Raw genomic sequence first — 20,769 nt, 5'->3', positions numbered from 1 at the left:
CTCCGGCCGTCGTGAGTCAGGCCGCCGCCCGCGTTTTCATCGTCGACGATGACGAGCGCGTGCGAAGCGCGCTCGCCCGACTGCTGCGCGCTTCGGGTTATCACGTCGAATCCTTCGAGAGCCCGGATGCTTTTCTGGACCGGGCCGATCTGGCGGGCACGCCCGCCTGTCTCGTTCTCGATCTGCAGATGCCGGGCATGAACGGGCTCGACGTGCAGCGTAATCTCAAGCAGTTGCTCCCCATCGTCTTTCTGACAGGCAGGGGCGACGTCAGCACGAGCGTCGAAGCCATGAAGGGGGGGGCGCTCGATTTTCTGCCCAAGCCGGTGTGCGAGTCGCTATTGCTGGCCGCGATCGATCGCGCGCTCGAACGGGCCTGCATCGAGTTTGCGAAAAGAAACGAAGCGGCGGAGCTTCAGGAGCGGGTCAACCATCTCACACGCCGTGAACGTGAGGTCATGGTGCTCGTGCTGACCGGACGGCTGAACAAGCAGGTCGCCAGCGATCTTGGCGCGGCCGAAAAGACCATCAAGATTCATCGGGCGCGCGTGATGGAGAAGATGAAGGCCCGATCGATCGTCGAACTCGTTCGGCTCGCGGAAAAAGCCGGCCTGTACCGCGCCGACGACAAGTAGTCCTGCATGGTCCGATCGCGGACCGGAGAACGTTCATCGTCTTCGGTCCCCCGCTAGTTGCCGCTAGTGGACCAAAGTCCTATATCTCATTTCCCGGTCTGCCGTTAGTCTGAAGCTCCAATGATCTATTCATGGAGCGACAGCGTGTTCGCGTCGCCATATGGTCAACCCCAACCAAATCGTTGCTGTGGTCGACGATGACGAATCGGTTTGCCGGGCCATCAAGCGTCTGCTGCACTCCGCAGGGATCGAGGCGGAGACGTTCTCAAGTGGCGACGAACTGTTGAATATGCTGTCGGCGATTCCGTCATATCGGCCTGCGTGTGTCATTCTGGACATCCAGATGCCGGGAACTGGCGGCCTGGAAGTGCAGCGTCAACTTGCGCCGCTTGGTTTGCCGATCATCATGATCACGGCTCACGACGAACTCGCCGTTCGACAGGCGGCGCTGGCGTCGGGCGCCGCAGCGTATCTGCGCAAGCCTTTCAATGCGGCGATTCTGCTCAAGGCGGTGGAACTGGCGATAAACGGTCCGTTGCGCCCTTGAAGCACGCTCACCCCACCTGGCGATATGAGACCAAAGTCCCATTGTCTCGCCGTATGGCTACAACCAAACTGACCTAAGTCCGCGCGTCAACCGGGCGGTCGGCCGCTTCGAACCGAAGGCGCGGCTAGCTGACCCGACGCGTTCGCTGGGTGAGGGCGCGTGCGGGTTCACTGTGCGCGCAGCCTTCAAAGAAAACGCGGGAGTACGCGATGAAATCCGGGTCCGTTTTACTCACGATTCTGCTCAGCGTCGTCGCACTCGATACATGGGCCGCCGGCTTCGATGGCAGCAAGCCGCTCCTGTGCGCGACGATCGACGCGCACGCGTGCGATCCGGGCATCGCCTGCACCCGTTCGTTGCCGGACGACATCGGCGCCCCCCGGTTTCTATCGCTCGATTTCGACAAGAAAGTGATCACCGGACCCGCGCGAACGACGCCCATGCATATCGCCAGCAAGGACGCCAACCAGATCATCATGGACGGCACCGAGATGGGCTTCGGGTGGACGCTCGTCGTCGATTCGACAGACGGATCGATGACCCTGACGATCGTCAATAGCCAGGACGCCATGGTGCTGTTCGGCAACTGTACGGTCTTATGATCAGGCGGGTCGCGCAATGAAAACCGTCTCCGTCCTCCACACCGAGCAGCGGCGGCATCTTCGCGGACCCGCGGAGCCCTCCGGCTGGTTGCATCGTTCGGGGCGCGCGCTGCTCTTGCTGGCAGCGGCCATGACCCTGCTGGTCGCCTGCAAGAAGCATCCCGCCGCGCCCGCGGCCGCCGCGCCGGAGGTGACCGTCACGACCGTGGTCCAGCGCGATACGCCGGTCGACTTCCAATTTACCGCTCAAACCCAGAGTTCTCGCGAAGTGGAGATTCGCGCGCGGGTGGATGGCTTTCTCGACAAGCGCATGTATACCGAAGGGCAGGTCGTCAAGACAGGCCAGACCATGTTCCAGATGGACAGCAAGCCGTTCGAGGCCGCGCTGCAAACGGCCAAGGGGCAACTGGCGCAGCAGCAGGCGCGGCTGCAGGTGGCCCGGGCGAATCTCGCGCGCGTGGAGCCGCTGGCCGCCCAGAACGCATTGAGCAAGAAAGACCTCGACGACGCGATCGGCAACGAAAAGCAGTCTGCCGCAGCGGTCATCGCCGCGCAGGGAGAGGTCCAGACGGCGCAGCTCAATCTCGGCTACACGACGATCAAGTCGCCGCTCACGGGGCTGTCGAGCTTCGCGCGTCAGCAGGACGGCAGCTATGTCACGGCGACTTCCAACAGCTTGCTGACCTACGTCTATCAACTCGACCCGATGTGGGTGAACTTCAGCATCTCTGAAAACATGATGCTGAAGTACCGCGACGAGATTGCCGCCGGACAATTGAAATTCCCGCAGAACAATGATTTCGTGGTGCACATCGTTCTGGCCGACGGCTCGACGTTCGCGCAGTCGGGGCGCATCGACTTTGCCAATCCGGCCTTCAACACAGAAACCGGGACGTTCCTCGTGCGGGCGGTTTTCGCCAATCCGACAGGGACCTTGCGCCCCGGCCAGTTCGTCAAGGCCCGGATCTCCGGCGCGCTGCGGCCCAACTCGATTCTCGTGCCGCAACGCTCCGTCCTGCAAGGCTCGAAGAGCCACTTCGTGTGGGTTGTCGACAACGAGTCCAAGGCCCGGCAGCGTGTGGTCGAAGTGGGCGATTGGAAGGGCGAGGACTGGTTCATATCGGAAGGGCTCAAGCCGGGCGAACGCATCGTGGTGGATGGCGCGTTGCGTGTCTCGGCGGGACAGCAGCTCAAGATTGTCGCGGGCCCGGTGCCAGGCGCAGCGCCCGCCGAGGCGGCCGCCTCCGGCAGTGCCGCGCCGCCGCCTTCCGCGCAGGCATCGGCGACGGCGCAAGGAACCCACAGCGGTACGACCCAATGAAAGGGCCGCCGATATGAGCATCTCGCACTACTGCATCGATCGTCCGATTTTCGCGTCGGTCATTTCGATCGTCATCACGCTAGGTGGTGCGCTGGCGATGTTCTCGTTGCCGGTCGCGCAGTATCCGGACATCACGCCGCCGCAGATCACCATCTCCGCGACCTATCCAGGCGCCAATGCGGAGGTCGTGGCGAACAACGTCGCCGCGCCGATCGAGCAGCAGGTCAACGGCGCGGACAGAATGATCTATATGAACTCGTCGAGTTCATCCACTGGCAACCTGACCATCAACGCGTACTTCGAGATCGGCACGAACCCGGAACTGGCTCAGGTCGACGTGCAGAACCGCGTGAACCTCGCGCTGCCGCAGTTGCCGCAGTCGGTCCAGGCGCAGGGCATTCAGGTGCAGAAGAAGTCGTCCGCTTTCATGATGGTGATCGCGGTCTATTCGCCAACGGACCGGTACGATTCGGTCTACATCGCGAACTTCACCAACATCTACGTACTCGATGCGATCAAGCGCGTTCCGGGTGCGAACCAGTCCAGCATTTTCGGCAACCCGGACTACGCGATGCGGATCTGGCTGAAGCCCGACCGGATGGCGCAACTCGGCGTAACGGCCGCCGACGTGCAGCGGGTGGTCGCCAATCAGAACCAGCAGTTCGCGGTGGGCAGCATCGGGCAGTCGCCGACGGGCAAATCCGTCGAGCAGTCGTTCGCCGTCACGACGACCGGCCGTCTCGCCGAGCCCTCCGAGTTCGAAAACATCATCGTGCGCGCGGCGAGCGGCGGGGCGGCGATCGTGCGGATCAGGGACATCGGGCGGGCCGAACTGGGGCAAAAGGATTACTCCATTCGCAGCCGATTCCAGGGCAAGCCCGCGACCGTCCTCGCCGTTTATCAGCAGCCGGGCGCGAATGCGCTCGAAGTCTCGAAGAAGGTCCGGGCGACGCTGGCGGAGTTGAACAAGTCGTTTCCGGAAGGGCTGACCTATGAAATCGCCATGGACACGACCGAGTTCACCCGGGCGTCGATCTCCGACGTGATTCACACCTTCTTCGAAGCGCTGGTGCTCGTCGTCATCGTCGTGTTCGTGTTCCTGCAAAGCCTGCGCGCGACGCTGATCCCGATCGTCGCCGTGCCGGTCTCGATTGTCGGCACCTGCATGTTCATGCTGCTGCTGGGCTTCTCGATCAACATGCTGACCCTGTTCGGGATGGTGCTCGCGATCGGGATCGTCGTGGACGATGCGATCGTCGTGATCGAGAACGTCGAACGAAACATGACGGTGTACAAGCTCAATCCCAAAGACGCCGCCAAAAAGGCGATGGACGAGGTGGCGGGACCGGTCATCGCGATCGTGCTGGTGCTGTGCGCGGTATTCGTGCCGGTGGCGTTCCTCGGCGGCATCACGGGGCAAATGTACAAGCAGTTCGCCATTACGATTGCGATCTCGGTCGTGCTGTCCGGCATCGTGGCGCTGACCTTGTCGCCCGCGCTCGCTGCGTTGCTGCTCAAGAGCACCCATCACGAGAAAAAGGGCTTTTTCCGCTGGTTCGACAGGCAGTTCGCCCGCATGACGGCGGGCTACTCGCGCGCGGTCAAGCTGGTAATCAAGCGGTTCATTTTCGGGCTGCTGTTCTTCGTGGGCATGATCGTCCTCGCGGTGCTCATGGTGCGCTCGATTCCGTCGGCGTTCCTGCCGCCGGAGGACCAGGGCTATCTGCTCGGCGCGGTGATCATGCCCGACGCGGCGAGCCTCGACCGGACCGGAGAGGTCTCGCAGAAGGTGACCGACTACTTCATGAAACAGGATGCGGTCGGGAGTATCACGGTGGTCGATGGGTTCAGCCTGCTCGATAGCCAGAACAAGAACAATTCGAGCACGTTCTTTGTCGGCCTGAAGAGTTTCGAGGATCGTTACACGTCGGCGAACATCAGGACGCAGAATGCGCGCACGGTGCTGCTCGACGCGTACCGCCACTTCGCGGACGTGAAGGAAGGCGTGGTGTTCCCCGTCAACCCGCCGTCCATTCCGGGGCTCGGTACGACCGGCGGCACCGAAATGTGGATTCAGAGCACGGGCGACGCGAGCATCGCGCAGCTCGCGGAGGTGACGCAGCAGTTCGTGCAGAAAGCGCGGCAGCGTCCAGAGCTGACCGGCGTGACCATGACGTTCAACGCGTCGTCGAGGCAATTGCTGGTCGAGGTAGACCGCGATAAGTCCGAAACGCTCGGCGTGCCGGTCGAAGACGCGTATAGCACGATGCAGACGATGTTCGGCTCGCTGTACGTGTCCCAGTTCAACCGTTCGAGCCGGCTCTGGCAGGTGATCCTGCAGGCCGAACCGTCGTCCCGGTTGACGCCCGCCGACCTCGATCAGATCTACGTGCGCAGCAAGTCCGGCACGATGCTGCCGGTCACCTCCGTGGCGACCTACCGGTTCGTCGTCGGGCCCGATCTGGTCACGCGCTTCAACAACTTCCCGGCGATCAAGATCACGGCGAACGCCGCGCCCGGGTTCAGCTCCGGGCAGGTGATCTCCACCCTGGAGGAACTGGCGGCGCAGATGCCGCCCGGCTATAGCGTGGCCTGGAGCGGAGAGGCCTACGAGGAACGGCAATCGGGCGGCACGTCGGGGCTCGTGTTCGTGTTCGGCCTCGTGATGGTGTTCCTCATCCTCGCCGCGCAGTACGAGAAATGGAGTTTGCCGGTCGGCGTGCTGATGGCGGTTCCGTTCGCGCTTTTCGGCGCATTGCTCGCCGTTCTGCTACGCGGCCTGAGCAACGACGTCTACTTCCAGATCGGGCTGACGATGCTGGTGGCGCTCGCCGCCAAGAACGCGATCCTGATCTTCGAATTCGCCGTGTTGAACCGGGAAACCGGCGCGTCCGTGATCGATGCCACCATGACGGCCGCGGAAGAGCGCTTGCGTCCGATCGTGATGACGTCTCTCGCGTTCATTCTCGGCTGCGTGCCGCTCGCCATCGCGACGGGCGCGTCGGCCAACAGCCGCCATTCGATCGGCACCGGGGTGATCGGCGGGATGATCGGCGCGACAGCCATCGCCGTGTTCTTCATCCCGATGTTCTATTACCTGCTCGAAACGATGTCGTCGCGCTCGCGCGGCGGCAAGCCGACGCCGGACAAAGGCGCGGCCGGAGCGGGGCCGGGCGCGAGAGCGGCGGAGCCCGGCTTGCCGCCGCAAGCACCGTCGCAAGAGAGCAACTGACATGGACGGGACGCTACTGGCGCGTTTGTCGGCTTGCGCTGCGCTGCTTGCGCTGAGCGGCTGCCTGCTCGGCCCCGACTATGCGCGCCCCAAGGTGGACGTGCCTGCAACATACCGGTTCGCGCAGGGCGAGGCTGCCGAGATTGCCAACGTCGTCTGGTGGGAGCAGTTTCAGGATCCCGTGCTCGACCAGTTGATAGCCACCGCGCTGCAGGAGAACCGCGATGTCAAGATCGCCGCGGCCCGCGTCGACGAGTTTCGGGCCCAGTTCGTGACGACGCGCTCCGCGCTCTTTCCGCAGATCGGCGCTGGCGCGGACGCGTCGCGCCAGCGTGCGTCGGCGGCGGCCGGCATACCGATACCGAACGGTGTCAGCCCCATCTACAACCAGTTCGACGCGACGGCGTCGGTCGCGTGGGAAATCGATCTGTTCGGCAAGGTTCGCCGTCAGACCGAGGCGGCCCGCGCGAACCTGCTGGCGAGCGAGGAGGGCCGCCGGGCCACCATTCTGACGCTGGTCGGCTCAGTCGCCTCCGCGTATATCAATCTGCGCAATCTCGACCGGCAGCTCGAGATCGCAAAGGAAACCGTGGAAAGCCGCGACGAGTCGGTGCGGGTCTTCACGCTGCGCTTCAAGGGCGGCGAGGTGTCGCAAATGGAACTGGCGCAAAGCCAGTCCGAGTCCGAGGCGGCGCGAGCCACCATTCCGCAGATCGAGATGCAGATCGGCCAGCAGGAAAACGCGCTGTCCGTGCTGATCGGCAAGAATCCGGGCGCGATTCTGCGCGGCCGCGAACTGTCGACGTTGGGCACGCCGCAGGTTCCGGACGGATTGCCCTCCGACCTGCTCGGACGCCGTCCGGATCTGCTGCAGGCCGAGCAGGCCCTGGTGTCGGAAAACGCGCTGATCGGCGCGGCCAAGGCGCTTTACTTTCCCTCCATCTCGCTGACGGGGATGTTCGGCACGGTCAGCTCGCAGTTCTCGAATCTCTTTACCGGGCCGGCGCGGGTGTGGTCGTTTGCCGGCAGCGTGACACAGCCGATCTTCACGGCGGGCAATATCTCGGGCCAGGTGCACCAGGCGGAGGCACGCCAGCAGGAAGCGCTGTTCCAGTACGAGAAGTCGATTCAGGTGGCGTTCCAGGAAGTCGAGGACGCGCTCATCTCTGTGCAGAAGACACACGAGCAGCTGGCCGTGGTGGGCAAGCAGGTCGAGGCGCTGCACACCTACGCGCGGCTCGCGAGTCTGCGTTACGAGGGCGGTTATACGAGCTACATCGAAGTGCTCGACGCCGAGCGCAGCCTGTTCAATGCACAGCTGAACTACACGCAGACGCAGGGCGCCGCGCTGACGTCGTTCGTCAACCTCTATAAGGCGATGGGCGGCGGCTGGGTTCTCGCTGCGGAAAAACTGTCGTATCCGCAGCCCGCATCGGCCGCGTCGCCGGATAGCGCACCGGCAGCGCCCGCGGCCCCCGAGGCACCCATCGCGCGCGGCGCGGCTCCGGCGCGCGACCCGGCGGTTGCTCTGGAGGCGAGATGAGCGAGACGACGCAGCGGGAGATCATCGCGTGCGAGGAGTGCGACCTGCTTCAGCTTGGAGCGCCGCTCATGCCCGGCAGCTCGTTGCGTTGCCGCCGTTGCCGCGCCGAGCTTGGCAGGGGGCGCACGAACGGCCCCGAATATGCGCTCGCCTTTGCCATCGCGTCCGCCGTGCTGCTCGTCATTTCGAACGTCTTTCCGATCGTCGGTTTGTCGATCAACGGCAATCTCGTTCAGACGACGCTGGCCGGCTCGGTCCGCATGCTTTACACGCACGGCACCTGGCCGCTCGCGGTGCTGGTTTTCATGACGACGATCCTGATGCCGGTGCTGCAGACCCTGGCGATGCTGTGGCTGCTCGTGCCCTTGCATTTCGGGCGCGTGCCGTGGCGCGCGGTCGAGGGCTTCCGGCTGTTTCAACTGTCGCGGCCGTGGGGCATGACCGAGGTGCTGATCCTCGGTCTGCTGGTCGCACTCGTCAAGCTCGCGCACATCGCGAAGGTCGTGCCGGGCACCGCGTTATGGTCGTTCGTCGTGCTGATGCTGCTGCTCGCCGCGGCATCGGCGGCATTCGATCCGCACGAGATCTGGTCGCGCATCAGCGCCGGAAAAAACGGTAACGGCGCGTGGCGGCCGCCGCCTCTGAAGCTGCGCCGCCGCGCGGTGACGGCATCCGCGTATGGGCTCGTGCTGTGCGAGGAGTGCGGACTCCTGTTGCGCGATCCGGCGCGCTCGGGCATGCACGCGTGTCCACGCTGCAAAGCGCATTTGCATCGGCGCAAGCCCGCGAGTCTGTCGCGGACATGGGCGTTTCTGACCGCCGCCATGGTGCTGTATATCCCCGCCAACGTGCTGCCCGTGATGAACACGAGTTCGCTCTTCGGCGCGCAGAAAGACACGATCATGAGCGGCGTGGTCTATCTGTGGATCTCCGGCTCATGGCCGCTCGCCGTGCTCGTGTTCGTCGCGAGCATCGTGGTGCCGATGCTCAAGATTCTGGGCCTCGCGTATCTCGCGGTCTCGACCCAGCTTCATTCGCAATGGCTTCCCGTGCAGCGCACCCGGATCTATCGCACGATCGAACTGGTCGGGCGCTGGTCCATGCTCGATATCTATGTGATCACGATGCTCGTCGCGCTGGTGCAATTCCACGCGCTGGCGACGATCGAGGCGGGCCCGGCCGCGATCGCGTTCGGGGCGGTCGTCGTGCTGACACTGTTGGCGTCGATGGCTTTCGACCCACGTCTCATCTGGGATGCAGCGGAGAGGGATCATGTCCGGGTCAAGTGACGAGTCCGATGCGCCTGATTTGCCCGCGGCGGAGCCGGTTCCGCGCTCGCGCTGGCGCATGCAGCTGGTGTGGCTCGTGCCGATCGTGGCGGTGCTGATCGGCGGATGGCTTGCCACGAAGGCGATACTGGAACGCGGCGAGAAAATCTCCATCAGCTTTAAGACCGGCGAGGGGCTTGAAGCCGGCAAGACGAAACTCAAGTTCAAGGACGTGGACATCGGCGTGGTCGAGGCCGTGAACCTGTCGCCGGATCACAAGAACGTGGTCGCGCAGGCGGAGGTCGCTCGCGACGTCGCGAGTCTGATGGTGGAGAACACGCGGTTCTGGGTGGTGCGACCGCGTATTTCGGGCGGTACGGTCTCGGGGCTCGGCACGCTGCTCTCGGGGTCGTACGTCGATGTCGATGTCGGCAATGCGACGAAAGCGCGGCGCAGTTTCGTCGGACTCGAAGAGCCCCCGGTGTTCGCGAGCGACGTGCCGGGGCGCGAATTCACGTTGAAGAGCACGGGGCTCGGCTCGCTCGATGTGGGCACGCCCGTCTATTTCCGCCGACTCAGGGTCGGTCAGATCTCCTCCTACCAGTTGGACCCGGACGGCCGCGGCGTCACGCTGAAGGTGTTCGTCAATGCGCCTTACGACCGCTTCGTGAAAACCGACACGCGCTTCTGGCACGCAAGCGGGGTCGACATGGCGATCGATACCAACGGTGTGCGGATCGAAACCCAGTCGATCGTTTCCATCATCATCGGCGGCGTGGCTTTCGAGTCGCCGCCGGACTCGCAGGAAGAGGCCAACGCCCCGGCCGGCACGGGGTTCGAACTGTACGCCACGCGTGCCGACGCGATGAGAAAGCACGATCGGATCGTCGATAAATACGTCGTGAATTTCATAGACTCGGTGCGCGGTTTGACGGTTGGCGCGCCGGTCGATTTCCGCGGCGTCGTGATCGGCGAAGTGACGGCCATCTATACACGCTTCGACCCGGCGCACAATCGCTTCAGCATTCCCGTCGAGATACAGATCTATCCGGAGCGCTTTACGTCACGCTACCAGGGCGACCGCACCGGTGGGCGCATCAGCGACGACCCGCGCGGGGTCGCGAACTATCTGATCGAACACGGCTTCCGGTTCCAGCTCAGAAGCGGCAATCCGCTGACCGGCCAGCTATACGTCGCGCTGGATCGTTTCCCGGATGCGCCCAAGGCGACGATAGACTGGAGCAAGACGCCGCCGGAATTGCCCGCGATACCGCGTACGCTTCAGTCGCTGCAGGACTCCGTCACGCGCCTGCTGGCCAAGCTCAACAATATTCCGTTCGAGGCGATCGGCACCGACACGCGCACGATGCTGCGCTCGACCAACACGATGATCTCGCAGCTCAATAACGAAGTCGTGCCGAAGGCGCGTGACACACTCGCGTCCGCGCAATCCACGCTCGATTCCGCGAATACCGCGCTGCAACCGGATTCGTCGCTACAGCAATCGACAGAAGAGGCGATGCACGAATTGACCCGCACCGCCGCGACGCTGCGTACGCTGGCCGACTATCTGTCGCGGCATCCGGAAGCGCTCGTGCGGGGCAAGTCGGAGGACACACCATGAGGTACGCGGCGGCATGTTTCCGATGCCTGTTAATTGCGCTCGTCGCCGGCGGGCTCGGCGGATGCAAGTCGCCCTCGGCCAGTTTCTACACGCTGAGCCCCGACCGGTCGCTCGCCAGCTCGGGCGCGACCCGCTCGATCGCAGTGGTGATCGGTCCGGTCACGATACCGGACATCGTGGATCGTCCGCAGATCGTGACCCGGCTCGGCGATAATGAGGTCGAAGTCAACGAATTCGCCCGTTGGGCGCAACCGTTGAGCGGCGACGTTGGCCGCGTGATTGCCGCAGACCTGGCCGTGCTGCTCAATTCACCGCAGGTTTCGGTGTACGACACGACGCGCGATCCGCTGGGCGTTTGGCATGTGCGCATCGACGTCATGCGCTTCGAGTCCGCGCCGGGGCGGGACGTCACCGTCGACGTGCTATGGGCCGTGCGCCCGCCTGCGAAAGGCCGCACCGTAACGGGCCGCTCCGTTGCGCGCGAGCCGGTGTCCGGTGCGGGCTTCGAACCGATGGTCGCCGCGCACGATCGCGCGCTGGCGTCTGTCAGCCGCGATATCGCGGCGGCGCTGCAAGCGAATCCGGTTCAGTGACGCGGCTTGCGTCGACACCGAGCTGCGGCGCCGCGTGCAAGGTAACAGTCGAGGAGCAACCATCATGGCAGACCTGATGCTTGGCAACGTGGAGGAAAGTGTCTCCGATGAAGAAATCGGCGAATTCCTGGTACGGTACGGATTCCCCCAGTTCAGTACGATCCGGCGTATTCCAGGCGCGGGCTCCCGGCCCGCCGCGCTGGTGACTTTCGACGACGTCACGCCGGACGGGCTGCGCAACCTGCAGCCGCGCGTTCACAACCTGTTCTGGAAGGGCCGCACGATCACGGCGCTGCTGCTTCCGGAGCGCGACGAATCTTAGAGCGCGAGGAGCCGGGCATGGGTCTGCTGTCGTGGTGGTCGGGCAGGCGCCGCGCGTCTGACACAGGCGATTCTCAACAGACGAAGCACATCGTCGAGCGGATCGTCAGGCTCTACCCGCAGTTGCGCCTCGCGCCCGATTACGAAGCGCGTATGGCGCCCGCTGTGCAGCGCACGCTCGGCTACCTGCGCGACCTCGTCGCGCAGGTGCCGGCGGCGCGCGAGGCCAGCGCGGCGGCATGGGCGACGGACCCGTACATTCATGCGTTCTTTGCCACGCCTGAGGACGTCGCTGCGGTTTTCAGCCATGCCGAGCCGTTACGCCAGTGCTTCAACGATCATCCCGCGGCGGCCGAGGTCTTCGCCGTACTCGGTATGGCCGTCAACGAACGGCAAACGCTCGGCGCCGCACAATATGGCGCCACGACGCGCACCGACGTTGCCCAGACGACCGTCAACTTCAGCGACCACCAGGTGCGCGTGTGTGCCGTGTCGGAGGCGACGCTGCGAGAGGAAATCATTTTGCGGGTCGTCGATCAGCTCGCGCTCGAAGGGCTCGGCGCGATCGAGTCGGACACGCTGCAGCGCGATTCGCTGGAGCACGAACGGGCGCTGCTGAAGACGCGCCTGAAGATCCTCGAACGGCAGGGGACAGGGGTACGCGCGCTGACGGGGGGCGAGGCATCGTGCAGTTTCGCGGAAGTGACGCGCCTGCAGACGCAAATCGACGAGAACGATCGGGCACTGGCGAATCTGGGCCTGAAAACCGAGGCGCTGGCGCGTGCGCTGGAGATGGTGTGCAACGTACTCTCGTCGCCGGAGACACAGGTGTACGTGCGGCAGAAAACGTTTCTGCTCGACCGTATGAACGTCGTCGTCGGAGACGGCGACACCCGCGCGGCGCACGAAGTAGTATTCCAGATGGCGCAGCTGCCGGCGAGTCCTCATGCGATGCGTGCCTTTTCGATGGTGCGCTTCAAACGCGGCGATCTTCTGCCCGCGCGAGACATGCTGAAGGAAGCTGGGCGCCTGCTGATTTGACGCAAGGCGTTCGCACCAGTGCCGCGCGCGGTCTCGCGTCAATCGCTTCTTTTGGGGGCGATGCCAGCCTGATTGTCCTGCGCCGCGGCCCGGTTCGGCTGATCGATCCACGCCAGCAGCAGATGGTAGGTAACGGCGAGAATGACCGGGCCGATGAACAGACCGACGGCGCCGATGGCGATCAGCCCGCCCAGCACGCCCGAGAGAATGAGCACCAGCGGCAGCGCCACGGCCCGGCGAATGAGGAGCGGCCGCAGGACGTTGTCGAGCCCCGAAACGCAGACGGTCCAGACTAATAGCACGATTGCCGTCAGCTGCGAATCATGCATGAACAGCCAGATTACGCAGCCCAGCATCGGCAGCAGCGGACCCAGTTGTACGAGGCACATCACGAGCATCAACGCGCTCAGCACGCCGGCGAATGGAATGCCGGCCAGCCAGATTCCCGCCGCGCCGAGCGAGGCCTGCACGAGCGCCGTGACCACCACGCCGAGTGCGATCGCGCGGATCGACTGGCCCGTGAGGTGCACGATGTTGGCGCCGTTTCCCGGCGCGACGCGCAGCGCCAATGCGCTCACGAGGCCGACCGTGGCCTCGCCTTTGCCGTAGAGCAGGCCGCACACGATGAGCATCAGTATCAGGTGCACGGCGAACGCGCCCACCAGACCCATCTGAACCAGCAGCCATTTCGCGACGACGGCGGCGTACGGCTCCACTTTGGCGAGGATGCCCCCCGGTCCCGCATCGGACAGGCGTTGCCACTCCTGCGTGAGGCGGTCGGTCAGCGGCATGCTGGAGAGCCAGCGCGGGGGCGAGGGCAGCGCATAGTTGGGCAGGCCTTCGACGAACTTCATGATCTCGGTCGAATGATCGGCAAGCGTGGAGACGGCCGCGTAGGTCGGGATGCAGATCACCACGATTTCCAGCAACAGCATCACGGCGACGGCGAGGCCGCGTCGGCCGCCTAGCCGCTGCTGGATCGCGAGCATGAGCGGCCAGGTCGTGACGACGATCGTGCCGCCCCAGATCAACGCGGGCAAGAACGGATGCACGATGTAGAGGCTGCCGCCGACCAGCACGACAAGCGCACTGACCGCCAGCACGATCCGCGCTAGATCGACGGTGGGTCGAACGGGCTGCTGCGGTGGCGGCGATTGCGGGGCGGGTTGGGCGACGTCATCCATCGTCTGTGCGGATCCAGAGCAACGGCGCAAGGAACTCATGTGCACGCGCCTCGCAGAAACGGCCGGGCCGGGCGCTCGCCGTGTGTGCGGCATGGCACGATCGAGCGCGACCGCCGACGGCAAGCCGGGCAAGCGGCACCCGATCGCCACGCGAGCGACACACGTTGCGGCGAGGACGATGATGGGCCGGCCTTCTCCCTGCGCCGCTTGCGCGGCTATTTGGCCTGAGGTTCGACGGAAATGGCCACGGCCTCGGTGTAGAGCACCTCCATCTGATCGCCTTTCTTGATCAACTTGAGCTGGGCGGGGTCCTGCACGACCATGTCGACCGAATTGCCTTGCGGACCCTTCAACGTGACGACGCCGCTCTGGTGATTGACGGCGGTGACATTGGCCAGAATCGTGACTTCCCGGCCGGCCGTGCCGCCCGGTTTGGCGCCTATCGGCGTGCGCTCCATGCTCTGAGTTTCACTTGCGCCCAAAGGCGCGCCGCCCTTCTTGAGCGTGATGGTCATAGCCTCCGAATACTCCGCGTTGACGACGTCGCCGACCTTCAACTGGCCGAAGTTGCGGGCTTCCTCACCGACCACGACCTCGACGACTTTCCCGTGGGCGTTCTTCAGCCACACGGTTCGCGTGGCCGGCTCGATACCCACCACGGTCGACGTCGTCTTCACCGTGCCTGTCACGGTGACCTGACCCGGCGCGCTCTTGACGCCCACTTTCGGCTCCGTCTGCGCGAAACCGGCAGTCGCGAAAGACACGAGCGCCGCCGCGACGATCAATTTGCTGCTTCTCATGCTGTTCTCCCTGAACGCCTGTGTGCGCGTTGTCTCGCGGCGAGGCTGGCCGCTGTGCTTCATTTGATCGTGTAGCCACGGCCTTCCATACACGCGGCATAGGCGCGATTGAAGGTGTCCATGGCACCCTGTGTCTGGGACTGCGACGATGCCGCAGCCGCGCGCCGGTTCTGGCGCGCCCGCGATCCGCCGACCATCGTTCCGGTCGCCGCGCCGATCGCCGCGCCCTTGCCCGCGTCGCCCGCGATCGCGCCGATCACGGCGCCTCCCGCGGCGCCACGCGCGGCGCCCTGAACGCGCTCACCACCGCCCACGGCGGGTCCGGAAGGCGGGGGCGGGGCATTGGCCATCGCGGCCGGGTCCACGCCGGTATTGCTTTTTGCCCACGAATAACATGCGCCGTCATCCTGCTGCTGCTTTTGCGGGCTTTGCCCCTTGGCGGGGTACGCAATGGGTTTGCCCTGCGCCATGCCGTCGAGCGTCATCGACCCTGCTAGAGCGGCGATCAGGCAGTACTTTGTCAATGTAGTCACGGTGACTCCTTGCGTGAGCTCACGCGAATGCAGATCGCCGGTTGCCGGTTCGCGCGAACATGAACGCAAACGTGACGTACTAACCGGCGCCGATCATTGCGGTCCTGTCAGAGCCGGGCGCGAGGCGGTGTGCCTGCAGCAATGGCAGGTTCGCTCTCATGATTGCGTCGCAGGCGTGCGGCGCGCAATCGGACCAAGGTCGTATTTGCAATGTGGCACGTGCGCGGTCCAGACTGTAGGGGTGCACTACCAGGTGTGCGTTCCGTTTCCATTGTTTCGGATAACTGTCTTTTGAAGATTGCTGTCCGGGTCGAATGGCGAAGCGTGAGGGGAAGCATCAATGGACCGCATTACGCGTGCTTTTGAACGGATCATCCCGTTTGCGAGGGCGGCTGGCCGCTGGCGCGCGGCGATGCTTCACGTTTCGACGCGCGCCCCGGTAGCGAACCATGCGCTGATTGCCGCGATGCTGGCGGTTTGCGCCACGTTTGGCGCGACATCCTCGCAGGCGCAAGCGCCGGCCGCGAGCGGCGGCGCACCCGCGGCCATTCCCGCCGCGACCCTCGACAAACTTGTGGGCCCCATTGCGTTGTATCCGGACGACCTCATCGCCATCATGCTCCCCGCGGCGACTTACCCGGTGGAGATCGTGCAGGCGGATCGCTTCCTCGAGCAGCGGAAGAGCGACAAGGCGCTCACGGTCAACGAAAGCTGGCACGACCCGGTCAAGGCGCTGCTGAATTACCCCGAAGTCGTCAAGAAAATGAGCGCCGATCTCGACTGGACGATCGGTCTCGGCGAAGCCGTCGTCGCCGATCAGGGCGCGGTGCTCGAGGCGGTTCAGCGTTTCCGGCGTCAAACGCAGTCGGCGGGTCAGCTCAAGTCCGACGACAAGCAGGTCGTGGTGGTCGAAAAAGAGATAATCAAGATCGTCCCGGCCGATCCGCAGGTGATCTACGTGCCGCAATACAACCCAACGACCGTCGTGGTCAGCGGCGCACCACCGTCCTATGGATACCTGCCCGCTCCCTATCCGGTCTACTACTATCCGTACCCGCCGGGGGCGGCGCTCGCGACGGGGCTGGTCTGGGGCGCAGCGATGGCCGCAGTCTGGCACGGCGGACACTATGCAACGCATTACGGAGGCGGCGGCAATAACAACATCAACGTCAACCGGGAACGGAATGTCGAACGAGGCAACATCAATACGGGCGACGTCAACCGCTCGCGATCCGGGACCGGGCAAACGTCCGCATGGCGACCCGACAAGAAGCCCGGCCAGGTGAGCGGCACGACAGGCCGCGCCACCAGCACGCCGCGAGTGGGCGACCCCCCGGCCCGCGGCAGCGCGGGCGGCGGCAATGCGGCGGCCGGCGGGCGAAACCAGGCCGCTCGGCGCCCCGCCACGCCAGCGACACGGGAAGCGGGCGCGCGGGAGTCGGCCACACGCGAAGCCGGTGCGCGGGACTCGGGCGCGCGGGCCTCGCAAACGCCCCGGGGCGGCGACGCGTTCAGCGGCTACGGTTCGGCGCGTGACGCCCAGGCGAATAGTTCGAGAGGCGCGGCGAGCCGTCAGTCGATCTCCCAATCGCCCGCACGAACCGCCCCCGCTGCGGCGCATTCCGGCGGCGGATTTTCGGGCGGTGGCGGTCGCGGCGGCGGTGGCGGCGGCGGTGGCGGATTTTCAGGCCGTGGTGGTGGCGGTCGCGGTGGTGGACGGCGCTAGGGGGATGACCATGACTGCCCGTAGCATGACTGGCAAGACCCCACGCGCCGACTGGCGGCGCCGCCTCGCCGCGCGCTGCGGGTTGTGCGCCGTGATCGTCGCGCTGTCGATTCCGCTGGGCGCGCTCGCGGCGGCGCAACGAACTTTTGCCACACCGGAGGCGGCGGTGGAGGCGCTGTCCGCAGCGCTAAAGGCTCGCGATGAGGCGACGCTGGTCGCGATTTTCGGGGAGGCGCACAAGGACCTCGTCGTGTCGCCGGATCAGGCGGAGAATGCCGCGAACTGGGCCGAGGCGAGCGCGGAGCTCGACGCCTTTCACGTGCTGCAGGACGCCGGACCGAACCGCCGGATTCTGCTGGTCGGCGACGAAGCCTGGCCGATGCCGATTCCCGTCGTGAAGGAGAACGGCGACTGGCGTTTCGCCACCGAACAGGGCGAAGAAGAAATCACGAACCGCCGTATCGGTGCGAACGAGCGCGAAGCGATCGTAGTGCTGCGCGCCTATCTCGACGCGCAGCGCGAATACGCATCGCGTGATCGAAACAACGATGGACTGCTCGAATACGCGCAGAAGCTGGCCAGTACGCCCGGCAAGCAGGATGGCCTCTACTGGCGCACGGATGAGGGCAGCGACGAAGAGGCCAGTCCATTCGGACCGCTGATCGCGGCCAGTTCGGCGTATCTGAAAGCGCACAAGGCAGGCGACGCTTATCGCGGCTATCACTTCCGCATCCTCACGAGGCAAGGCAAGAGCGCCCCGGGCGGGGCCTTTAGCTATGTCATCAACGGGCACATGATCGCCGGCTTCGCGATGGTTGCGTACCCGGCCCGGTATGGCACGAGCGGTGTGATGACTTTCGTGGTCAACAACAACGGCGTGATCTACCAGAAGAATCGCGGCGAGCATGCGGCGCCTGTCACGGTGTTCGACCCGGACGAGACGTGGCAGCGCGTCAAGGACCCATTCTGAGCCGGCCAGGTATGCGCGGCGGATGCGCTTCGCACGCGCCATGAATCTGCGTTGAGAGCGCGTTGAAGCGGACACCGCGGCTGCGCGCGCATGCATGCACGAAAGCACCTAGGACCAAGGTCCGATGTGGCTTGCGCCGCCCACCGGCTACGCTTGAGAAACCGAACGGCGGCCCGGGGCATTGTCATGCCCTCGATCACACGTCGAAAGTACGCCCGTCTTTCCATCGAGTCGGCTTCTGCATGCGAGGCGCTACGTTGACCAGGGAATCCAGCGTCACCGATCCGGTGGCGGCCGATCCGCCCGCACGCGGGTGGCGCCATGCGTATTCTCCTGCGCAGTGGCTGCGGAGCTACCAGCCCCGATGGCTCGCGCACGACGCGATAGCCGGCGTGACGCTCGCCGCCTATGGCATTCCGGTTTCGCTCGCCTACGCGTCGCTGGCCGGCTTGCCGCCGCAATACGGCATCTACGGATATCTGGTGGGTGGACTCTTCTACGCGCTGTTCGGCTCGTCGCGCCAGCTGGCGATCGGCCCGACTTCGGCGATCTCGATGCTGGTCGGCGTGACGGTCGCGGGGATGGCCGGCGGCGATCCGGCGCGCTGGGCTTCGATCGCGGCGCTCACGGCCGTGCTGATCGCCGGCATGTGTCTGGTGGCCTGGCTGCTGCGCCTCAGTTCGCTGGTGAATTTCATTAGCGAGACGATCCTGCTCGGCTTCAAGGCGGGGGCGGCGCTCACCATCGCAATGACGCAATTGCCCAAACTGTTCGGCGTGAAGGGCGGCGGCGAGTCGTTCTTCGAGCGGCTTGCCGTGCTGGGCGGCCAGCTTTCGCAGACCAACCTGGCCGTGCTCGCCTTTGGGCTCGTGTGCGTGGCGCTGCTGGTGCTCGGCGAGAAATTCCTGCCGGGGCGCCCGGTTGCGCTGGTCGTCGTCGCCGCTTCGATCGTCGTGTTGTCCATCACGCCGCTCGCGGGCGCTGGATTCAAGGTCGTGGGCGCGCTGCCGCAAGGCTTGCCCGAGTTCCGCCTGCCGGGGGTGCGGTTGCGCGATGTCGATGGCGTCATCCCGCTCGCCTTTGCGTGTCTGCTGCTGGCGTATGTCGAGAGCGTCTCGGCAGCGCGCGCGCTCGCGCAGCAAAACGGCTACGAGATCGACGCCCGCCAGGAACTGCTCGGTCTGGGCGCGGCGAATCTGGCCGCAGGACTGTTCCAGGCCTACCCGGTCGCAGGCGGACTTTCGCAATCGTCGGTGAACGACAAGGCCGGGGCGAAGACCCCGCTTGCTCTCGTATTCGCGTCGATTGCCATCGCATTCTGTCTGATGTTCCTGACCGGGCTGCTGGCCAATCTGCCCAACGTCGTGCTGGCCGCCATCGTGCTGGTGGCCGTGAAGGGGCTCGTCGATACCGGTGAATTGCGCCATGTCTGGCATGTCAACCGCTTCGAGTTCGCGATCTCCATGGTCGCGTTTGCGGCGGTGCTCATGTTGGGAATCCTGAACGGCGTGATCGTCGCTGTGCTGGTGTCGATGCTGCTGATCATCCGGCGCGCCGCGCACCCGCATGTGGCGGTGCTCGGGCGCATTCCCGGCACGCGCGTTTTCTCGGACCTTCAGCGGCACGCCGAGAACGAGGCGATTGCGCATGTGCTGACGGTGCGCGTCGAGGCGTCGCTGCTTTACTTCAATGTCGAGCACGTGCGCGAGACGGTCTGGCGGCTGATTCGCGCGGCGCCCGAGCCGGTCCGGCTGGTGATCTGCGACCTGTCCGCGTCGCCGGTTGTCGACCTCGCGGGGGCGCGGATGCTCAAGGCGTTACACGACGCGCTCCAGGCGTCCGGCAGGGTCATGAAAGTGGTGGCCGCCCACGCGGAGGTGCGCGACATCCTGCGCGCCGAAGGGCTCGAAGAGCGCTTTGGCCATATCGGCCGACGCAGTTCGGTGGCGGACCTCGTCGACGAGTTCGAGGCGAACCGGAACGTTGCCGATGATCCCGATGCGGCACCCACGGCTACGACGTAGCGTGCGGCCGCAGCAGCTATTAACGGAGATGACCTATGCCAGCCCGATTTCGTATGGCCGTACGCCGGTTGCCGCAGTGGATCGCGGGTGCCGCGCTGCTGGCCGGCGCGAGCTTCAGCCATGCCGCGAACCTGAACTTTTTGAAGAACACGCCCATTAGCTATATGAGGGACGCCGACCGCAAGGCGCTTAACGATGCGGCGCAAATTGCGCTCGAAACAAAGAAGGATGACGAATCGTTGGCGTGGAGCAATGCCGGCACCGGTAACTCCGTTTCGATCACCGGCACGATTACGCCGCACGGCACGACGAAGGAGGGCGATAAAACCTGCCGCACTGCAACGCTCGTCGCGATGGCCAAAGGCCAGACCCAAAGCTGGACGCCGACCGTCTGCAAACAGGGCAACGGACCCTGGAAGATCCTCAGGCAATGAGCGACGGTCTCGGCGAACTGCCCGCGGTGCGTGGGACCAAGGTCGTACTGTCGGTCGCGGGGAAAGCGTTGTGCGACTCGCGCAGCATCGCGCTGAACGAACTGGTCGCGTCGGACCTCGTCTATCCGGACAAGGTCGGCGAGACCTATGCGCTGGTGTTCAATCCGCGGCACCGCTGCTATTACTTGCCGCACATGACGCCCGACGAATTCCTGCTGCTGAAAATCTACGATTGCGCGGGCGATTCGCTTGCGCGGCTCAGCGCGCATTCGGCATTCGACGATCCGACGTCCGCTGCGGATGCGCCGCCGCGCCGCAGCATCGAATTGCGCTCACTGCTGTTCTTCTGAGTTCCTGAGTGCAAAGCAGGC

The 20,769-nt window shown here is 64.9% G+C and carries 18 protein-coding genes and 1 pseudogene; 16 read left to right on the top strand and 3 right to left on the bottom strand.

The annotated features are described in order from the left end of the window. Positions 1 to 11 precede the first annotated feature (11 nt). The 11 genes from HV770_RS11620 to HV770_RS11570 all read left to right on the top strand — a co-directional run bounded on the left by HV770_RS11620 (position 12) and on the right by HV770_RS11570 (position 12,727). On the top strand, positions 12 to 635 hold the full coding sequence (locus HV770_RS11620; protein WP_175159699.1) for a response regulator transcription factor: 624 nt from the start codon (positions 12 to 14) through the stop codon (positions 633 to 635). Between the two features lie 160 nt (positions 636 to 795). Beyond that, positions 796 to 1,182, top strand: a complete 387-nt coding sequence (locus HV770_RS11615) for a response regulator transcription factor (RefSeq protein WP_175159698.1) — start codon at positions 796 to 798, stop codon at positions 1,180 to 1,182. Positions 1,183 to 1,391: 209 nt separating this feature from the next. After that, the gene (locus HV770_RS11610) at positions 1,392 to 1,784 is read left to right on the top strand and encodes a hypothetical protein (protein WP_175159696.1); all 393 of its coding nucleotides are present in this window, start codon (positions 1,392 to 1,394) and stop codon (positions 1,782 to 1,784) included. Between the two features lie 16 nt (positions 1,785 to 1,800). After that, a complete protein-coding gene (locus tag HV770_RS11605) occupies positions 1,801 to 3,105 on the top strand; it encodes an efflux RND transporter periplasmic adaptor subunit (protein ID WP_425497399.1) in 1,305 nt (434 codons plus the stop codon). A 13-nt stretch (positions 3,106 to 3,118) separates the two neighbouring features. After that, the gene (locus tag HV770_RS11600) at positions 3,119 to 6,337 is read left to right on the top strand and encodes an efflux RND transporter permease subunit (protein ID WP_175159694.1); all 3,219 of its coding nucleotides are present in this window, start codon (positions 3,119 to 3,121) and stop codon (positions 6,335 to 6,337) included. A gap of 1 nt (position 6,338) precedes the next feature. Then, a complete protein-coding gene (locus tag HV770_RS11595) occupies positions 6,339 to 7,880 on the top strand; it encodes an efflux transporter outer membrane subunit (RefSeq protein WP_175159692.1) in 1,542 nt (513 codons plus the stop codon). After that, positions 7,877 to 9,169 (top strand): paraquat-inducible protein A, encoded by a 1,293-nt coding sequence (locus tag HV770_RS11590; protein ID WP_175159690.1) that lies wholly within the window; start codon positions 7,877 to 7,879, stop codon positions 9,167 to 9,169. The genes HV770_RS11595 and HV770_RS11590 overlap by 4 nt, the downstream gene beginning before the upstream one ends. Next, complete coding sequence (locus tag HV770_RS11585) at positions 9,153 to 10,772, top strand: PqiB family protein (RefSeq protein ID WP_175159687.1); 1,620 nt, start codon at positions 9,153 to 9,155, stop codon at positions 10,770 to 10,772. The genes HV770_RS11590 and HV770_RS11585 overlap by 17 nt, the downstream gene beginning before the upstream one ends. Further along, the gene (locus HV770_RS11580) at positions 10,769 to 11,365 is read left to right on the top strand and encodes a PqiC family protein (protein ID WP_175159685.1); all 597 of its coding nucleotides are present in this window, start codon (positions 10,769 to 10,771) and stop codon (positions 11,363 to 11,365) included. Before HV770_RS11585 ends, HV770_RS11580 begins: the two co-directional genes overlap by 4 nt. Positions 11,366 to 11,429: 64 nt before the next feature. Further along, positions 11,430 to 11,687, top strand: coding sequence for an RNA recognition motif domain-containing protein (locus HV770_RS11575; RefSeq protein WP_175159684.1), 258 nt, complete (start codon positions 11,430 to 11,432; stop codon positions 11,685 to 11,687). Between the two features lie 17 nt (positions 11,688 to 11,704). Further along, positions 11,705 to 12,727: a hypothetical protein gene (locus tag HV770_RS11570; protein WP_175159682.1), complete on the top strand. Its 1,023-nt coding sequence runs from the start codon at positions 11,705 to 11,707 to the stop codon at positions 12,725 to 12,727. A 38-nt stretch (positions 12,728 to 12,765) separates the two neighbouring features. Here the strand turns inward: HV770_RS11570 and ydiK are convergent, their stop codons facing one another. The 3 genes from ydiK to HV770_RS11555 all read right to left on the bottom strand — a co-directional run bounded on the left by ydiK (position 12,766) and on the right by HV770_RS11555 (position 15,196). Beyond that, positions 12,766 to 13,911 (bottom strand): AI-2E family transporter YdiK, encoded by a 1,146-nt coding sequence (gene ydiK / locus HV770_RS11565; protein WP_175159680.1) that lies wholly within the window; start codon positions 13,909 to 13,911, stop codon positions 12,766 to 12,768. A gap of 215 nt (positions 13,912 to 14,126) precedes the next feature. Then, positions 14,127 to 14,711 (bottom strand): hypothetical protein, encoded by a 585-nt coding sequence (locus HV770_RS11560; RefSeq protein ID WP_175159678.1) that lies wholly within the window; start codon positions 14,709 to 14,711, stop codon positions 14,127 to 14,129. Positions 14,712 to 14,770: 59 nt separating this feature from the next. Beyond that, positions 14,771 to 15,196, bottom strand: coding sequence for a glycine zipper family protein (locus tag HV770_RS11555; protein WP_246290890.1), 426 nt, complete (start codon positions 15,194 to 15,196; stop codon positions 14,771 to 14,773). 388 nt (positions 15,197 to 15,584) lie between these two features. Between HV770_RS11555 and HV770_RS11550 the strand changes: the two genes are divergently transcribed. From HV770_RS11550 to HV770_RS11530, 5 genes and pseudogenes are all read left to right on the top strand, one after another. Then, the gene (locus HV770_RS11550) at positions 15,585 to 16,970 is read left to right on the top strand and encodes a DUF3300 domain-containing protein (protein ID WP_175159675.1); all 1,386 of its coding nucleotides are present in this window, start codon (positions 15,585 to 15,587) and stop codon (positions 16,968 to 16,970) included. Further along, positions 16,888 to 17,940 (top strand): DUF2950 domain-containing protein, encoded by a 1,053-nt coding sequence (locus tag HV770_RS11545; RefSeq protein WP_246290863.1) that lies wholly within the window; start codon positions 16,888 to 16,890, stop codon positions 17,938 to 17,940. The genes HV770_RS11550 and HV770_RS11545 overlap by 83 nt, the downstream gene beginning before the upstream one ends. Positions 17,941 to 18,197: 257 nt before the next feature. After that, on the top strand, positions 18,198 to 19,964 hold the full coding sequence (locus tag HV770_RS11540) for a SulP family inorganic anion transporter (RefSeq protein WP_246290862.1): 1,767 nt from the start codon (positions 18,198 to 18,200) through the stop codon (positions 19,962 to 19,964). A gap of 35 nt (positions 19,965 to 19,999) precedes the next feature. Continuing rightward, entirely contained in the window at positions 20,000 to 20,398 is a 399-nt protein-coding gene (locus HV770_RS11535) for an RT0821/Lpp0805 family surface protein (RefSeq protein ID WP_175159671.1), read from the top strand. Positions 20,399 to 20,463: 65 nt separating this feature from the next. Next, positions 20,464 to 20,748 (top strand): annotated as a pseudogene (locus tag HV770_RS11530) (CmcJ/NvfI family oxidoreductase); the annotation flags it as partial. Positions 20,749 to 20,769 lie beyond the last annotated feature (21 nt).

This window comes from Paraburkholderia fynbosensis, from assembly GCF_902859935.1.
Classification (GTDB): domain Bacteria; phylum Pseudomonadota; class Gammaproteobacteria; order Burkholderiales; family Burkholderiaceae; genus Paraburkholderia; species Paraburkholderia fynbosensis.
This window is presented reverse-complemented; position numbering and strand designations above follow the sequence as displayed.

Excerpts from the sequence above, each read along its gene's own strand:
- HV770_RS11615 (WP_175159698.1), top strand. The coding sequence starts at position 796 with ATGGTCAACCCCAACCAAATCGTTGCTGTGGTCGACGATGACGAATCG.
- HV770_RS11610 (WP_175159696.1), top strand. The coding sequence starts at position 1,392 with ATGAAATCCGGGTCCGTTTTACTCACGATTCTGCTCAGCGTCGTCGCA.
- HV770_RS11605 (WP_425497399.1), top strand. The coding sequence starts at position 1,801 with ATGAAAACCGTCTCCGTCCTCCACACCGAGCAGCGGCGGCATCTTCGC.
- HV770_RS11600 (WP_175159694.1), top strand. The coding sequence starts at position 3,119 with ATGAGCATCTCGCACTACTGCATCGATCGTCCGATTTTCGCGTCGGTC.
- HV770_RS11595 (WP_175159692.1), top strand. The coding sequence starts at position 6,339 with ATGGACGGGACGCTACTGGCGCGTTTGTCGGCTTGCGCTGCGCTGCTT.
- HV770_RS11590 (WP_175159690.1), top strand. The coding sequence starts at position 7,877 with ATGAGCGAGACGACGCAGCGGGAGATCATCGCGTGCGAGGAGTGCGAC.
- HV770_RS11585 (WP_175159687.1), top strand. The coding sequence starts at position 9,153 with ATGTCCGGGTCAAGTGACGAGTCCGATGCGCCTGATTTGCCCGCGGCG.
- HV770_RS11580 (WP_175159685.1), top strand. The coding sequence starts at position 10,769 with ATGAGGTACGCGGCGGCATGTTTCCGATGCCTGTTAATTGCGCTCGTC.
- HV770_RS11575 (WP_175159684.1), top strand. The coding sequence starts at position 11,430 with ATGGCAGACCTGATGCTTGGCAACGTGGAGGAAAGTGTCTCCGATGAA.
- HV770_RS11570 (WP_175159682.1), top strand. The coding sequence starts at position 11,705 with ATGGGTCTGCTGTCGTGGTGGTCGGGCAGGCGCCGCGCGTCTGACACA.
- ydiK (WP_175159680.1), bottom strand. The coding sequence starts at position 13,911 with ATGGATGACGTCGCCCAACCCGCCCCGCAATCGCCGCCACCGCAGCAG.
- HV770_RS11560 (WP_175159678.1), bottom strand. The coding sequence starts at position 14,711 with ATGAGAAGCAGCAAATTGATCGTCGCGGCGGCGCTCGTGTCTTTCGCG.
- HV770_RS11555 (WP_246290890.1), bottom strand. The coding sequence starts at position 15,196 with ATGACGCTCGACGGCATGGCGCAGGGCAAACCCATTGCGTACCCCGCC.
- HV770_RS11550 (WP_175159675.1), top strand. The coding sequence starts at position 15,585 with ATGGACCGCATTACGCGTGCTTTTGAACGGATCATCCCGTTTGCGAGG.
- HV770_RS11535 (WP_175159671.1), top strand. The coding sequence starts at position 20,000 with ATGCCAGCCCGATTTCGTATGGCCGTACGCCGGTTGCCGCAGTGGATC.